At 68.8% G+C, this 13169-nt stretch carries 16 protein-coding genes; 9 read left to right on the top strand and 7 right to left on the bottom strand.

Features of this window, described 5'->3' with window-relative positions; translation table 11 throughout:
• Positions 1-8 precede the first annotated feature (8 nt).
• Both AC1RSI_RS02525 and AC1RSI_RS02520 read left to right on the top strand, forming a co-directional pair.
• On the top strand, positions 9-1199 hold the full coding sequence (locus tag AC1RSI_RS02525) for a divergent polysaccharide deacetylase family protein (protein ID WP_052004996.1): 1191 nt from the start codon (positions 9-11) through the stop codon (positions 1197-1199).
• Positions 1199-1687, top strand: coding sequence for an RNA pyrophosphohydrolase (locus AC1RSI_RS02520; protein ID WP_035308180.1), 489 nt, complete (start codon positions 1199-1201; stop codon positions 1685-1687). The genes AC1RSI_RS02525 and AC1RSI_RS02520 overlap by 1 nt, the downstream gene beginning before the upstream one ends.
• 52 nt (positions 1688-1739) lie before the next feature.
• Here AC1RSI_RS02520 and AC1RSI_RS02515 read toward each other — a convergent pair whose 3' ends face one another.
• Positions 1740-2222 carry an Hsp20 family protein gene (locus tag AC1RSI_RS02515; RefSeq protein WP_035308211.1) on the bottom strand — a complete coding sequence of 161 codons (483 nt, stop codon included), beginning with the start codon at positions 2220-2222 and terminating at the stop codon, positions 1740-1742.
• Between the two features lie 257 nt (positions 2223-2479).
• Here AC1RSI_RS02515 and AC1RSI_RS02510 point away from each other — a divergent pair, with 257 nt between their 5' ends.
• The 3 genes from AC1RSI_RS02510 (at position 2480) to AC1RSI_RS02500 (ending at position 5352) form a co-directional block, all read left to right on the top strand.
• On the top strand, positions 2480-3298 hold the full coding sequence (locus AC1RSI_RS02510; protein ID WP_008264318.1) for a class I SAM-dependent methyltransferase: 819 nt from the start codon (positions 2480-2482) through the stop codon (positions 3296-3298).
• A 90-nt stretch (positions 3299-3388) separates the two neighbouring features.
• The gene (locus AC1RSI_RS02505; protein WP_008261396.1) at positions 3389-4300 is read left to right on the top strand and encodes a class I SAM-dependent methyltransferase; all 912 of its coding nucleotides are present in this window, start codon (positions 3389-3391) and stop codon (positions 4298-4300) included.
• Positions 4297-5352: an alpha/beta fold hydrolase gene (locus tag AC1RSI_RS02500; RefSeq protein ID WP_052005101.1), complete on the top strand. Its 1056-nt coding sequence runs from the start codon at positions 4297-4299 to the stop codon at positions 5350-5352. The genes AC1RSI_RS02505 and AC1RSI_RS02500 overlap by 4 nt, the downstream gene beginning before the upstream one ends.
• Before the next feature lie 10 nt (positions 5353-5362).
• Here the strand turns inward: AC1RSI_RS02500 and AC1RSI_RS02495 are convergent, their stop codons facing one another.
• Positions 5363-6265 carry a LysR family transcriptional regulator gene (locus AC1RSI_RS02495; protein ID WP_154726108.1) on the bottom strand — a complete coding sequence of 301 codons (903 nt, stop codon included), beginning with the start codon at positions 6263-6265 and terminating at the stop codon, positions 5363-5365.
• A gap of 98 nt (positions 6266-6363) precedes the next feature.
• Here AC1RSI_RS02495 and AC1RSI_RS02490 point away from each other — a divergent pair, with 98 nt between their 5' ends.
• Positions 6364-7383, top strand: coding sequence for an NADP-dependent oxidoreductase (locus tag AC1RSI_RS02490; protein ID WP_154726107.1), 1020 nt, complete (start codon positions 6364-6366; stop codon positions 7381-7383).
• Between the two features lie 134 nt (positions 7384-7517).
• A complete protein-coding gene (locus AC1RSI_RS02485) occupies positions 7518-7961 on the top strand; it encodes a hypothetical protein (RefSeq protein WP_230307617.1) in 444 nt (147 codons plus the stop codon).
• On the opposite strand, the gene AC1RSI_RS02480 is transcribed toward AC1RSI_RS02485, so the two are convergent.
• From AC1RSI_RS02480 to AC1RSI_RS02470, 3 genes are all read right to left on the bottom strand, one after another.
• Positions 7918-8484 (bottom strand): hypothetical protein, encoded by a 567-nt coding sequence (locus tag AC1RSI_RS02480; RefSeq protein WP_154726106.1) that lies wholly within the window; start codon positions 8482-8484, stop codon positions 7918-7920. The two genes, AC1RSI_RS02485 and AC1RSI_RS02480, sit on opposite strands and share 44 nt — an antisense overlap.
• A 76-nt stretch (positions 8485-8560) precedes the next feature.
• Positions 8561-9346 (bottom strand): histidinol-phosphatase, encoded by a 786-nt coding sequence (hisN, locus tag AC1RSI_RS02475; RefSeq protein ID WP_154726105.1) that lies wholly within the window; start codon positions 9344-9346, stop codon positions 8561-8563.
• Between the two features lie 65 nt (positions 9347-9411).
• Complete coding sequence (locus AC1RSI_RS02470) at positions 9412-9804, bottom strand: helix-turn-helix transcriptional regulator (RefSeq protein ID WP_035309925.1); 393 nt, start codon at positions 9802-9804, stop codon at positions 9412-9414.
• Between the two features lie 191 nt (positions 9805-9995).
• Here AC1RSI_RS02470 and AC1RSI_RS02465 point away from each other — a divergent pair, with 191 nt between their 5' ends.
• Positions 9996-10238: a GlsB/YeaQ/YmgE family stress response membrane protein gene (locus tag AC1RSI_RS02465; protein ID WP_008258823.1), complete on the top strand. Its 243-nt coding sequence runs from the start codon at positions 9996-9998 to the stop codon at positions 10236-10238.
• A gap of 72 nt (positions 10239-10310) precedes the next feature.
• Here AC1RSI_RS02465 and AC1RSI_RS02460 read toward each other — a convergent pair whose 3' ends face one another.
• Positions 10311-10694, bottom strand: a complete 384-nt coding sequence (locus AC1RSI_RS02460) for a hypothetical protein (protein ID WP_154726104.1) — start codon at positions 10692-10694, stop codon at positions 10311-10313.
• A 102-nt stretch (positions 10695-10796) separates the two neighbouring features.
• Positions 10797-11342 (bottom strand): hypothetical protein, encoded by a 546-nt coding sequence (locus tag AC1RSI_RS02455; RefSeq protein WP_035309927.1) that lies wholly within the window; start codon positions 11340-11342, stop codon positions 10797-10799.
• Positions 11343-11497: 155 nt separating this feature from the next.
• Here AC1RSI_RS02455 and AC1RSI_RS02450 point away from each other — a divergent pair, with 155 nt between their 5' ends.
• Positions 11498-13156, top strand: a complete 1659-nt coding sequence (locus tag AC1RSI_RS02450) for a GNAT family N-acetyltransferase (RefSeq protein ID WP_008260454.1) — start codon at positions 11498-11500, stop codon at positions 13154-13156.
• Positions 13157-13169 lie beyond the last annotated feature (13 nt).

Raw genomic sequence — 13169 nt, 5'->3', positions numbered from 1 at the left:
CCGTGTCCATGTTCGCCAAACGCCAGTCCGCCCTCGCCGCCGCCGCCGGTTCTCCGCCCGCGGCGCGTGGAAAGCCGAGCCTGAAACCCGTCGTCGCCGCGCTGAAGAAGCCGCCGGTGATCGCGGGGCTTTCCGGCCTCTTCCTGCTGTCCGCGACGGCCCTGTTTCTGACCGTCCTCGGCGACCCGCGCGCCGGCACGCCTTCAGCCCGGATCGCCCTGCATCGTGAAGAGGCCGCGCCCGCCCCGGCCCCGACCGGGTTCGAGGCCTTCTCCATGGGGGCCATGGGCCTGTATCAGGACCTGACCGGAACCGGGGACCCCAGCGGCGCCGCAGGCGGCGAGGCCGTGATCACCCTGCCGGACGGCGCCACCGTCGCGGGCGGGGCCAGCTATAGCGCCCCCGTCCAGGCGGCGTCTCCGCTGGCCAAGGCCCCGATCGCCGGCCTGTCGCAACCCGGTCCCAGCGGCCCCCTGCCGATGATCGCGCCCGACGGCCGCGTTCCGGCTCAGGCCTATGCCCGTCCGTTCCGCTCGAACGGCAAGCCGCGCGTGGCGCTGATCGTCGGCGGCCTGGGGCTGAACGCCGTCACCACCCGCGCGGCCATCGAACGCCTGCCCCCCGAGGTGACGCTCAGCTTCGTGCCCTATGCCGACAATCTCCAGTCCTGGATCGACCAGGCCCGCGCCCAGGGCCACGAGGTCATGCTGGAAATGCCGATGGAGCCCACCGGCTATCCCGACAACGACCCCGGCCCCTATACGCTGCTGGCCAGCGGAACCCCGGACGACGTCCAGGCCAAGATGGACTGGCTGCTGGGCCGCGCTGTCGGCTATTTCGGCGTGACCAACTATCTGGGCGACCGGTTCGCCACCTCGGACACGGGAATGAGCGCCTTCCTGTCGACCCTGCGCCAGCGCGGGATCGCCTTCCTGGACGACGGTTCGTTCCAGCGCCGTCCCGGCGCCTGGGCCCGCGCCAGCGCCGACAAGGTGATCGATCAGACCCAGTCCCCCGCCGCCATCATCGCCGCCCTGAACAGTCTGGAAGCCCAGGCCAAGCTGCGCGGCTCGGCCCTGGGGACCGGCTTCTCCTATCCGGTGACGGTCGAGGCCGCCGCCCGCTGGACCGCCGGTCTGGAACAGCGCGGTCTGCAGCTGGCGCCCGCCTCGGCCATGACCCTGCGGTCCGGCCGGTAATGACCGACCTCAGTCTGTACCGCCCCAATGTCGGGGTCGTGCTTTTCAACGCCGAAGGCCGGGTCTGGTACGGACGGCGCCACGCCACGCCCGGCCCGCATAACTGGCAGTTTCCGCAGGGCGGGGTGGACGAGGGCGAGGATCTGCTGGCCGCCGCCCTGCGCGAACTGCGCGAGGAGACGGGGGTGACCTCTGTCGAATTCCTGGCGCGGACCGACGACTGGATCCTGTACGACTTCCCGCCCGAGGCGATGAACAACCCCAAGGCCTGGCGCGGTTTCGTGGGTCAGCGCCAGCAGTGGTTCGCCTTCCGCTTCACCGGACAGGACAGCGAGATCGACCTGCAAGCCGACGACGAGATCGAGTTCGACGCCTGGCGCTGGGGCGCCCTGTCCGAGGCCTGCGAACTGATCGTGCCGTTCAAACGCCCGGCCTATGAACAGGTGGTCGCCGCCTTCGCGCATCTGGCGGCCCAAAAGTCGGCATAGAAAAAGGGCGGCGCGAACGCCGCCCTTCCATAGTCTCGGGTCCGAAGGCGGATCAGGCCGCCTTGTCTTCCACCTTGGTCTGGGCCTTGCCCTCGATCAGGGGCTGGCCGGCGCCGATCTCGATGCGGCGGGGCTTGAGCGCTTCCGGCAGTTCGCGCTTCAGCGAAATCGACAACAGGCCGTTGACCAGATTGGCCTCGCTCACGACCACATAGTCGGCCAGCTGGAAGCGGCGCTCGAAATCGCGCTCGGCCAGGCCGCGGTGCAGATAGGTCTTCTGCGCCTCGGCGTCGTCGTTGGCGGTCTTGCGGCCGGTCACGGTCAGCAGGTTTTCCTTCACCTCGATATTCAGCTCGTCGGGAGAGAATCCGGCGACGGCGATCTCGATGCGATAGGCGTTCTCGCCCGTGGTCTCGATATTATAGGGCGGATAGCCGCCGTCCTGGCTGGTCCGCGCGGCGGTTTCCAGCAGATTGGCCAGACGGTCGAAACCGACGGCCGAACGGTACAGCGGGGTGAAATCATAGGTACGCATCAGCATCCTCCTGAGGATCAGCAAGGTTGAGCCGCCCGGCGGTTTGCCCGGACGGTAGGAGTTCAGCCCGGCGACCCGAAATCGGCGCCGTCGGTCTGGAGAGCCCGGAACCGGCGCTCTCGGACACTGAAATGGGATGCGGCGAACCGGCGTCAAGGGGGTGGAATACGCGGCAAATCGTCGGCGTCTCGGGATCGTCATTTGCGCCGGCCACGATGCTCCGTAAGGAGGGGCGAACCGGATCAAGGAACACGCCCATGCGTCTCGCCGCCCTCGGCCTCTCCGCCCTGCTGTCGACCGTCGCCCCGACGATGGCCGCCGCCCAATCTCCGGCCCAGCCGCCCTCCCAGACCGAAGGCGCCTGGACGCCGCCGCGCTCGGCCCTGTCCAGCGCCATGCCGACCTTCGAGGAGGATACGGCCCTGAAGGCCGCCGTCGCCGCCCAGACCCGTCCCGCCGCCGACCGGGCTCGCGACGCCGCCCGTCACCCCTATGAGGCCCTGACCTTCTGGGGCCTGACGCCGGGCATGACGGTGGTCGAGATCGAGCCGGGCGGCGCCAGCTGGTGGCGGCATATCCTGGAGCCCTATGCGGCGGCGACCGGCGGTCGCTATGTCGGAGTCGGTCGCCCGCTCGAGGGCATGGGGGTCGAGGCCGGCTCGGCCGACTTCATCCTGGTGGCCCGCGCCTTCCACAACTGGTCCCGCGACGGCCGCACCCAGCCCTATCTGAAGGCCTTCTACGCCGCCCTGAAGCCCGGCGGGATCCTGGCCGTAGAACAGCACCGCAGCGCCGAGGGCCTGAACGTCGCCGACGTCGCCTCGACCGGCTATGTGCCCGAAAGCTATGTGATCCACGAAGCCCAGGACGCCGGCTTCGTCCTGGAGGCCCGCAGCGAGCTGAACGCCAATCCCAGGGACGACCACGACCACCCGTTCGGCGTCTGGACCCTGCCGCCGGTGCGCCAGTCCCAGGCCCGCGACGGCTCGGCCGCCCTGACCCCCGATCAGCGCGCGACCTTCGATGCGGTCGGCGAAAGCGACCGCATGACCCTGCGTTTCCGCAAACCGGAATAGTCGGGTTTTGACCCGCGCCACGAACCTGCTTATGCCCGTTCGACCAAGGTTTGCCGGACACGGGGCCCGGCGTTCCGAGGGGGTGTTTTGATGGCTGCTCTTTCTGCGATTTCCAGCGACCCGTCGCGCCGGTTCCTGTTGTCCGGCGCCGCGGCTCTGGCCCTGATCGCCGTGGCCGGCTGCGGCCCCAAGAAGGAGGAGGCCCCCGAGGCGCCGCCCGCCCCCGCCGGTCCGCCCGAAGGATCGCTGGAATGGGCCGTCGCCGGGCCGTGGCGCGCCCAGGACCGGCCCCGCGACGCCTTCCGCCATCCGATGGAGACCCTGCGCTTCTTCGGGCTGCAACCGCGCATGACGGTGGTCGAATTCTGGCCCGGCAGCGGCTGGTACACTGAAATCCTGGCCCCCTATCTGACGCGGGGCCAGGGGACCTATATCGCCGCCCTGTTCCCGGAGGGGCCGACCGCCGATCCGGCCCAGGCCGCCCTGAACGCCGCCTTCCAGACCCGGTTCAGCGCCGACAAGAAACTGTATGGCGAGCCCCAGTTCACCACCTTCGGCGCCGCCTCCGGCCCAGTGGCTCCGGCGGGCACGGCCGACCTGTGCCTGTTTATGCGCACCCTGCACGGCTGGATGGCGGCCGGGATCGCCGAAAAGGCCTTCTCCGACGCCTTCGCCGCCCTGAAGCCTGGCGGCGTCCTGGGCGTCGAACAGCACCGTCTGGCCCCGGAAGAGGACCAGGATCCGGTGGCGGCCAACGGCTATGTCCAGGAGGCCTTCGTCCGACAGCTGGCTGCAGAGGCGGGCTTCGTCTTCGTCGCCGCATCCGAGGTCAACGCCAACGAGAAGGACACCAAGGATCATCCGTTCGGCGTCGACACCCTGCCGCCGACCCGCCTGACCGCCCCTCGCGGCGACCCCGCCGACCCCGCCTTCGACCGATCCAAATACGAGGAGATCGGCGAGAGCGACCGCATGACCTTGAAATTCAGGAAACCCGAGTGAACCGCGCCCAAGCCTTCGCCGCCAACGCCCCCCTGATGGGGGTTCCAGGCGCGTCCTCGCCGCCAGGCGGCAAGGGCGACTGGTACCGGGGGGCCGGCGGCATGCGGCTGCGCGCCGCCCTGTGGACGCCGTCGCACCTGACCGCCGAAAAGCCGCGCGGCACGGTGGTGCTCAGCCCCGGCCGCACCGAACCGATCGAGAAATATTTCGAGGTCATCGGCAATTTCCTGGCGCGCGGCTGGTGCGTCCTGGCTCACGACTGGCGCGGCCAGGGTCTGTCGGCGCGGCTCCTGCCCGACCGCCTGAAGGGCCACGCCCGCGCGGTCGAGGAGTTTCTGGACGACTACGGCCGGCTGCTGGACGCCTTCGAGGACCAGTGCCCCAAGCCCTGGATCATGGTCGGCCATTCGATGGGCGCCTGCCTGAACCTGTTGTCGCTGGAAGCCGGCGAGAGCCGGTTCTCGGGGGCGGTCCTGTCCAGCCCGATGCTGCGCATCAAGACCGGCAAACGGTCGATGTGGTCGGTCAAGCTGGCGGTCCGCTGGAACATCCGCCACGGCCATGCGGGCGACTATATCCTGGGCGACCCGGATGATCCGTTCGATCACACCTTCGCCGAGGACGCCCTGACTTCGGACGAGGCGCGCTACGAGATGTGGCGCCAGCAGCTGTACGCCTGCCCCCACCTGGCCATCGGCGGCCCCACCTACGGCTGGCTGGCCTTCGCCCTGGACGCCGGCGAGCGGGCGCTGAAGCCCAAGGCCCTGAAAGCGGTCAAGATACCGGTCGCCATCGTCCAGGCCGACAATGACGACGTGGTGTGGAAACAGACCAACCGCTGGGCCGCCAAACGCCTGGGCCGCGGCCGCTATGTCGAGGTCCCCGGCGCCCTGCACGAGGTGATCATGGAGGCCGACGACAAGCGCGCCGTCTTCCTGGACGAGTTCGACGCCATGGCCGACTATGTCTCGCCGATCCAGGACCTGACGACCGTCGCCGATCCCGCCGCCCGCACCGAGGACGTCACCGAAGAGACGCCGTCCGTGGCCTAGGGTCGACGGCCTAGAGGATGTCCTGAAGCAGGGTCAGGAAGGCCCGGACGGCGGGATTGGCCCGGCGGCTTTCCGGCCAGAGCGCCGTGATGTTGTGGCGCTCGACGGCGTATTCGGTCAGGATCGGAACCAGCTCGCCGCGCGCCACATAGGGGGCTGCGACAAAGGTCGCGCTCAGGCCGACGCCGCCGCCGGCCGCCAGGGCGGCGAGCACCGCCTCGCTGACATCGACGATGATTCCGGACGGCGGGACGATCTCGATCTCCCGCTCGCCGATCTTGAACGGCCAGCGAAAAACCTGACCGCTGCTCTGGTAGCGGAGATTGACGGTATCGTGCTCGGCCAAGGCGTCCGGATGGGTCGGCGCGCCCCGTGACGCCAGATAGGCGGGCGAGGCGAAGGCGCCGAGCCGCATGGGCGCCAGGCGGCGCGACAGGAGCCGAGAGTCCGCCAGCTCTCCGATGCGGACGGCGACATCGACGCCCAGATCCACGATATCGACGATCTGGTCGCTCAGCCGCAGATCGACGGTCACCTTGGGATAGCGTCGGCGAAACTCCGGCAGCGCCGGTGCGATCACATGGATGCCCAGCGGGAGCGAGGCGGCGATCCGCAGAACGCCCGACGGCTCCGAGCGGGCGGTCATCGCCACCTGTTCGATCTCTTCGGCGTCCTGCAGCAGTTTCAGCGCCCGCCCATGCAACTCACGCCCCTCCGGCGTCAGCGTCAGGGAGCGGGTCGTGCGGGTGAAGAGCGACACGCCCAGACGTTGCTCGAGCCGTTGCACGCTCTTGCTGACGGCGGACGGCGAGATGGAGAGGCTGCGGGCGGCGGCCGTATAGCTGCCCAGGGATCCCGCCCGCGCGAACGCGATCAGGCCTGTCAGCCGATCCAGGCCCATATGTTCCGTCATGGCGCTATTTAAGCGAAACGCGGGATCATTATCAACACGAATGGACGCGACTATCTGCCTGTCATGGATGCGCAGACGCATTCCGTGAGGATCAGACAATGTCCGTAAAGACGATGAAGGCCATCCAGCAGCATGCATTCGGCGGACCCGAGGTGCTGGTGTACGAGGACGCTCCCGTGCCCGAACTGAAGCCGGGCGAAGTGCGGGTTCGCGTTCACGCGGTCGGGCTCAATCCTCCCGACTTCCATCTGCGCGAAGGCTACAAGGCCCTGCCGCCCGAATGGCGGCCGCAGGTCGACTTCCCCATGATCCTCGGAACGGATGTTTCGGGCGTGGTGGAGGCGGTCGCCGATGACGTGAAAACCTTCGCCGTCGGCGACGAAGTCTATTCGATGGTGCGCTTCCCCACCGGCATGATGGGGGGCTCCCGGGCCTATGCCGAATACGTCAGCGTGCCCGCCTCCGAACTGGCGCTCAAGCCGACCAGGGTCGATCACGTTCAGGCCGCCGGCGCGCCGATGTCGCTGCTGACCGCCTGGCAGTTCCTGGTCGCGCGCGGTCATGATGAGCCCAACCCGCTTCAGCCGACCCTGCATCATCCGGTTCCGCTGGCCGGCAAGACGGTCCTGGTGAACGGCGCGGCGGGCGGCGTGGGGCATTTCGCCGTGCAGATCGCCAAGTGGAAGGGCGCGCGCGTCATCGCGGTCGGGTCCGGCAAGCAGCAGGCCTTGCTGCGCGATCTCGGCGCCGATGAGGTCATCGACTACGAAACGACGGCGGCGGAGACCGTGGTGCGGGATGTCGATCTGGTCATCGACGCCGTCGGCGGTCCGGCCGCCGCCCGCTTCCTGCCTGTGATCAAGCGGGGCGGGGCGCTGTTTCTGGTGTTCCCGCTGGGCATTGCGGCGGCTGAGGAGGCGCAAAGACGGGGCGTCACGGTCTCTACGACCCAGGTTCGCTCCAGCGGGGCGCAACTGGCCGAGATCGCGCGTCTGCTCGACGACGGCACGATCCGCGTCGTGATCGGAAGTCAGTTCCCGCTCGCGGAAGCCGGCAGGGCCCACGAGCGGGCGGCGCAAGGCGGGTCGCAGGGCAAGATCGTCCTGAAGGTCGCCTGAAATCGATCGGCCCGCCGCGCGCCGCCCTCCTCGCGGACATCGAAGACGCGTGTTTAGGAAAGCAGAGCCTGATGACGACCCGATCGAAACTGCGCCATGGCGCCTTGGCCTGGTTTGAAATGGTCGGGGCCGTCATGACCGAAGCCGCCGTGCGATCGGGGCTGGCGGCGGACCTGAATGTGTCCCTTGTCGAACGCTACACGGACGGGGCGGAAATAGGCGAAGGTCTCGTGCAAGGTCTTCGCTTCGACATCCGCGACGGAAAGCCGGGGTTCCGAGCCGGAGCGCGGCCTGACGAGCGCGCGGACATCACCATCGAAATCACCGCTGCCGGGGCGCGCGCCCTGAACCTCCTGTACGGCGATGACCCCGAATACGCCCTCCTGCTGGATAGGCTTCTGAGCACAGGCCAGATGCGGATAGAAGGCGACCCCTCACAACTGGGCGGCTGGCTCAAGGCCGTGCACGACCCCATCGTGGACCGCACATATAGATCGGGATGCGCGCACCTCGATCCTCTCCGCGCCTCCCGCCTCAGGGGGCCAGGGTGCGCCAGCGTCGGTCGATGGTCTGCTTGATCCCGCAGAGCTGCAGGAAGGCCACCGCCACGCCGGGGCCGGCGTCGGATTTCACCAGCAAGGGCAAGACGAGCCAGTCACGCGGGAAACGCATCACCATCACATCGTCGCTTGATCGGAGATGCGGGCAGTATTTCATCGAGCGATCGACGCATCGCCGATGCAGCGGTGCGATAGAGCCGGCGTCGATCAAGACTTGGTCGTCGCCGATGTCCGCCCGCACCTGACCGCCGCGCGCCCGAAGCTGGCCGGCGCATCGCCGCGTCGCCACCTGGGTCCATCGATCGCTTGGATCGGTCGTCTCGCCGCACATGGGACACAGCATTCGCGCGACCGAGAGCCGCTGGCGGACAAGGTGATTTTTGGAATACTGCGGCTTGCCCCGGCCAGGGGCGCTGGCCTGGATCAGGGCCAGGTGCCGGCCGATGGTTTCGCAGGGCGCGGCGCCGAGGATGTCTTCGCCGCTCCAACTGGTGACCCAGGGGACGTCGACGCCGACGACCAAGCTAGACAGTCCAAGCATCGACGACCTCGCTAGGCGGTCACAAGAGGCGTCTTACGAAGACAGGTCAATCCGGTCTGCGGCCGACCGGCATGATCTAGATGGCCGCGCGCTTCAGCGTCACCAGGGCCTGGTCGATCAGGCGTGAGTCGCCGACGGCGAGGATCTGCCCGCTGCCGTCCGGCGCATCGCCGCGCCAGTTGACGACCCGACCGCCGGCGGCCTCGATCACCGGAACCAGGGCGGACCAGTCCCAGGATTTCAGGCTGGCTTCGGCGACCAGGTCCATCTGGCCCGCCGCCACCATGGCGTAGGCATAGGCGTCGCAGCCCAGGCGGGCCAGGCGGGCGGCGGCGCGGACCTGGGTCCAGGCGCCCCGTTCCGCGCCGTTGAAGATGTCGGGGTCGGTGGTCGAGATGACGGCGTCGGTCAGGTGTTCGCAGGCCCGCACGGCCAGGGGCCGCTCGGTCGCGCCGCGCAACAGGCGGGCGCCGGACGGGCCGCCGATGAAGATCTCGTCCAGATAGGGCTGGGCGATCAGGCCCACAGTCGGCTTTTCGGCGACGCGCAGGGCGATCAGGGTGGTCCACAGCGGCAGGCCCGAGATGAAGGCCCGCGTCCCGTCGATGGGATCCAGAACCCAGACGTGCTCGGCGTCCGGCCGGTCCTCGCCGTATTCCTCGCCGATCACGCCGTGGTCGGGATAGCGGGCGGCGATCAGGCGGCGGATCGCCGCCTCGGCCTGTTTGTCCCCCTCGGTGACGGGGTCGAAGCCCGCCGCCCCGCCCTTGTCCTCATGCCCGATGCCCGAGCGGAAGAAGGGCAGGGTGACGCGCGCGGCCTCGTGCGCCAGTTCAACGGCGAAGGATTCGAATTCGATCATGGGCGCTCTTAGCGCGGATCGCCCCGTGCAGAGAACCCCGGCCGCAACGCCTGCGCCCTATTCGTTCAGGCGACCGCATCGTTGACGTCGTGCAGGGACTTGGCCAGATCCAGCAGGCGTCGGCGCGGGCGTTCGCCCAGCTGGTAGTAGGCCTGGATCAGGTCCAGCGTCTCCTTGCGCGAGAACATCTCGCCCCCTCCGGCGGACGTTCCCGGCGCCGCGTCCTTGCGCTCCAGCGCCTCGGTCACGCCGTCGTAGAAATAGCTGACCGGCGTCTCCAGCGCCTCGGCCAGTTGCCACAGACGGGCGGCCGAGATGCGGTTGGCGCCGCATTCGTATTTCTGGATCTGCTGGAAGCGGATGCCGACCTGAACGGCCAACTGCTGCTGGGTCAGGCCCAGCAGGCGGCGGCGGCGACGCAGGCGGCGGCCCAGGTGGAGATCGATGTCGGTGGCCATGACCCTCAATGCCTTATCTGAAGACCTGTCCCGACACGGGACGGTTCGCCCGCCACGCCGCAATCCGCATGCCGCAGGTCGCGTCAGGGGCGAGTTTCGCGGCTCATCGAACTCTGCATGTCGTGATCGCAACCCAATCCGGCCGCGTGCATTTACTCCCCAGCTTGGCTTCACAGGAAGGAACCTACACCATGGGCATTATCGCCTGGATCATCATCGGCATCGTCGCGGGCTGGCTCGCGGAACAGATCATGGGCCGCAACCACGGCCTGATCACCAATCTGATCGTCGGCGTCATCGGCGCCCTGATCGGCGGCTTCGTCGCCAATGCGCTGGGCTTCGCCTGGGGTGGCTGGATCGGTTCGACCATCGTCGCCACCATCGGCGCCATCATCCTTCTGTTCCTTCTGGGTCTGGTCAAGCGTCGCGCTTGATCGTCCCTCTGGACTGAGAATGAACGAAAGGGCGGCTCGCGAGAGCCGCCCTTTTTGTATGTTTCGACCGGCTTATTGCGCTGCGGGGGCGGGACGGAAGTCGCCCTGCGCGGCGATCAGGACGCCGCTCTGCACCGTGGCGGCGTCGGCGGGCAGCAGGCGGGTCGATCCGTCGGGCAGACGGATCAGATAGCCGTCGATACGGCCGCCCGACCCCCGACTGACGCCCACGACCTGGCCCAGCGCCTCTCCGCTCGATCCCCGCGCCGTTGCGCCGACGGCGACCTCGGCGGGGGCGTCTTCCGAGCGGGCAGGGGCTTCGGCAGGCGTATCGGCGTGGCGCGAAGACGGCGCTTTGTCCTGACCGTCAACCTGAGTCGACGCGGTCTGGGCCCACGCGGTTTGGGCCAGGACGGCTGTGGCCGCCAGGGCCGCGAGGGTTGCGAAACGCATCATGGAACAGTCCTTCCTGTCAGGTGACAATGGAAAAGGCGGCCGGGATGTCCCGGCCGCCTTCTCGACGTCTGTGGCTCAGGCTCGAGCCCAGGCGGTCATGGATCAGCGCTGGGGCTGGTCGCCGGTCGGCGGGGCCATCGGGTCGCTGCTGCCCGACGGATCGGCAGGCTCGGTCGTGGTGGGTTCCGTGGGAATCGGCCCAGTCGGGGCCGGTTCGGCCGTCATCGGCGCGGCAGGCTCGGCGGGCATGGCCGAAGGATCGGCGGCGGGGGCGGGCGCCGTTGCGGCGGACGGAGGCGGCGGCGCGCCAGCGATCGGGGCGGCGGCGTCGTACTCCGTCTTGGTATAGGCCACCACCACATTGGCGCCGTCCTGGCGGATGCCGTTCAGCGGCACGGCGCGAAGCTGGCCGTCGGCGCCGCGAACTGTCAGTTCCTGGGCGCCCGAGGCGTTGTTCTGAACGCCTTCAAGCTTGCCCAGTTCGCCATCGGGACCGTGCACCGAAGTGCCGGGCGTCAACGACAGGCTGGGCTGAGCGGGGGCGTCTTGGGTTGCGGGGGCCGCGGGAGCGATTTCCTGCGCCAGGGCGGGCGAGGCGATCAGGAAGGCGGCGGCGGCGCTGCTCAGAATGGCGGTCTTGAAGTTCATGGGAGAACATCCGGTTGCACGGGCCCGGCGCCCGCAATCACCAAACCCACCATGTTACGGATTGTTTCGTCGGCCCCAAAATGACCCTGAACCTGCCCCGGTTGGACGATTCCTGGTCTAAGGTGCGGCATTGCGTCGAATCGGCAGGAGGCCGCGTGAATCGCCGGAACGCCTATGTCCCCGGCCTGCTGCGCAGGCTGTTGGGTCTCGCCTATGAGCTGACCCCTCAGGTTTTCGCCGTGGTGGCCTTCTGCGCCGGGGCGTTGATGCTCATTTCGGCGGTGACGCCCGAGTTCGACGACCGGTTGCGGCAACTCACCGGCGTCGTGTCGCCGATCCTGATCGACCTGTCCCATTTCGTGGCCAGCATCGCCGGATTCATGCTGATCCTGCTGTCGGCCGGTCTGTGGCGACGGCGCCGCGGCGCCTATTGGGCGGCCCTGGCGGTGCTGGCCGTCGGGGCCGTCTTTTCGGTTCTGAAGGGGCTGGACTGGGAAGAGTCCGTCGATCTGGCGCTCGTCGCCGCCCTGCTGGCGCCGTGTCGCACGGCCTTCAACCGCCGCTCGCGTCTCAGCGAGCCCCTGCGGCCCGGCTGGCTGCTGCTGCTGATCGCGGTGGTGGGGTCGATGCTGTGGCTGGGCTTCTTCGCCTATCGCGACGTGGCCTATTCGGATGAGCTGTGGTGGCGGTTCCTGGTGGATCGCCAGGCCTCGGGCTTCCTGCGGGCGGGTCTGGTCCTGTCCCTGCTGACCCTGCTGGTCGCAGGACGCTCCCTGCTCAGTTCGCCGGGCGCCGACAGTCACGGTCCGGCCTCGAAGGACCAGATCGAACGCGCCCGCATCGCGCTGGAGGCGGCGGAGGAGGCCACGCCCGAGGCCTGGCTGGCCATGCTGGGCGACAAGGCCCTGTTGTTCAGCCCCTCGGGCCGCAGCTTCCTGGCCTATCGGGTGCGGGGCCGGCGCTGGATCGCCATGGGCGAACCGGCAGGGGCGCTGGCGGAACGCCAGGAGCTGTTGTGGGCCTTCACCGAACTGGCCGACAGCTACGGCGGTGCGGCGGTCTTCTACTCGGTCGGGGACGATATCCTCAGCGAACTGGCGACCATGGGCCTGGCCATGCGCAAGGTCGGCGAGACGGCGGTGATCCGCACCGAGGCCTTCGCCCTGGAGGGCAAGAGCAAGCAGAACCTGCGCACGGCCGTGAACCGGGCCGAACGCGAGGGGGCCAGTTTCGACATCCTGCCTGCGGGCGCCGCCAGGGCGCTGGAGCCCGAGCTGAAGGCGATTTCGGACGCCTGGATGGGCCTGCACAACGGGGCGGAGAAGTCCTTCTCCCTGGGCCGGTTCGACATCGACTATCTGAACCTGACGCCCTTGGCGGTGGTGCGCGAGGGCGAGCGGATCGTGGCCTTCGCCAATCTGCTGGTCACGCCGGGCGAGGCGGCGGTGGACCTGATGCGCTATACGCCCGAAGCGCCGCATGGGGTGATGGACTATCTGTTCATCCGCTGCGTCCAGTGGGCCAAGGCCGAGGGGATCGCCACCTTCGACCTGGGCATGGCGCCCCTGGCCGGGCTGGAGGATCGTCGCGTCGCCCCCGTCTTCGCCCGCGTCGGCGCCCTGGTGTTCGAGGAGGGCGGCGCCCTGTACGGCTTCCAGGGTCTGCGCAGCTACAAGGCCAAGTTCGCGCCGGACTGGAAGGCCCGGTTCATCGCTGCGCCCGTATCCACCCCCCTGCCCCTGGCCCTGCTGGACGTGGCCCTGCTGACCAGCGGCGGCTGGCTGGGCATGTTGGGCCTGCGCAAGGGCCGCTGATATCGACGGGCGG

The organism is Brevundimonas sp. GW821-FHT10E09, from assembly GCF_058809375.1.
The sequence above is the reverse complement of the archived record's forward strand: the minus strand, read 5'-3'. Positions and strand labels throughout refer to the sequence as shown.

Excerpts from the sequence above, each read along its gene's own strand:
- AC1RSI_RS02525 (WP_052004996.1), top strand. The coding sequence starts at position 9 with ATGTTCGCCAAACGCCAGTCCGCCCTCGCCGCCGCCGCCGGTTCTCCG.
- AC1RSI_RS02520 (WP_035308180.1), top strand. The coding sequence starts at position 1,199 with ATGACCGACCTCAGTCTGTACCGCCCCAATGTCGGGGTCGTGCTTTTC.
- AC1RSI_RS02515 (WP_035308211.1), bottom strand. The coding sequence starts at position 2,222 with ATGCGTACCTATGATTTCACCCCGCTGTACCGTTCGGCCGTCGGTTTC.
- AC1RSI_RS02510 (WP_008264318.1), top strand. The coding sequence starts at position 2,480 with ATGCGTCTCGCCGCCCTCGGCCTCTCCGCCCTGCTGTCGACCGTCGCC.
- AC1RSI_RS02505 (WP_008261396.1), top strand. The coding sequence starts at position 3,389 with ATGGCTGCTCTTTCTGCGATTTCCAGCGACCCGTCGCGCCGGTTCCTG.
- AC1RSI_RS02495 (WP_154726108.1), bottom strand. The coding sequence starts at position 6,265 with ATGACGGAACATATGGGCCTGGATCGGCTGACAGGCCTGATCGCGTTC.
- AC1RSI_RS02490 (WP_154726107.1), top strand. The coding sequence starts at position 6,364 with ATGTCCGTAAAGACGATGAAGGCCATCCAGCAGCATGCATTCGGCGGA.
- AC1RSI_RS02485 (WP_230307617.1), top strand. The coding sequence starts at position 7,518 with ATGACCGAAGCCGCCGTGCGATCGGGGCTGGCGGCGGACCTGAATGTG.
- AC1RSI_RS02480 (WP_154726106.1), bottom strand. The coding sequence starts at position 8,484 with ATGCTTGGACTGTCTAGCTTGGTCGTCGGCGTCGACGTCCCCTGGGTC.
- hisN (WP_154726105.1), bottom strand. The coding sequence starts at position 9,346 with ATGATCGAATTCGAATCCTTCGCCGTTGAACTGGCGCACGAGGCCGCG.
- AC1RSI_RS02470 (WP_035309925.1), bottom strand. The coding sequence starts at position 9,804 with ATGGCCACCGACATCGATCTCCACCTGGGCCGCCGCCTGCGTCGCCGC.
- AC1RSI_RS02465 (WP_008258823.1), top strand. The coding sequence starts at position 9,996 with ATGGGCATTATCGCCTGGATCATCATCGGCATCGTCGCGGGCTGGCTC.
- AC1RSI_RS02460 (WP_154726104.1), bottom strand. The coding sequence starts at position 10,694 with ATGATGCGTTTCGCAACCCTCGCGGCCCTGGCGGCCACAGCCGTCCTG.
- AC1RSI_RS02455 (WP_035309927.1), bottom strand. The coding sequence starts at position 11,342 with ATGAACTTCAAGACCGCCATTCTGAGCAGCGCCGCCGCCGCCTTCCTG.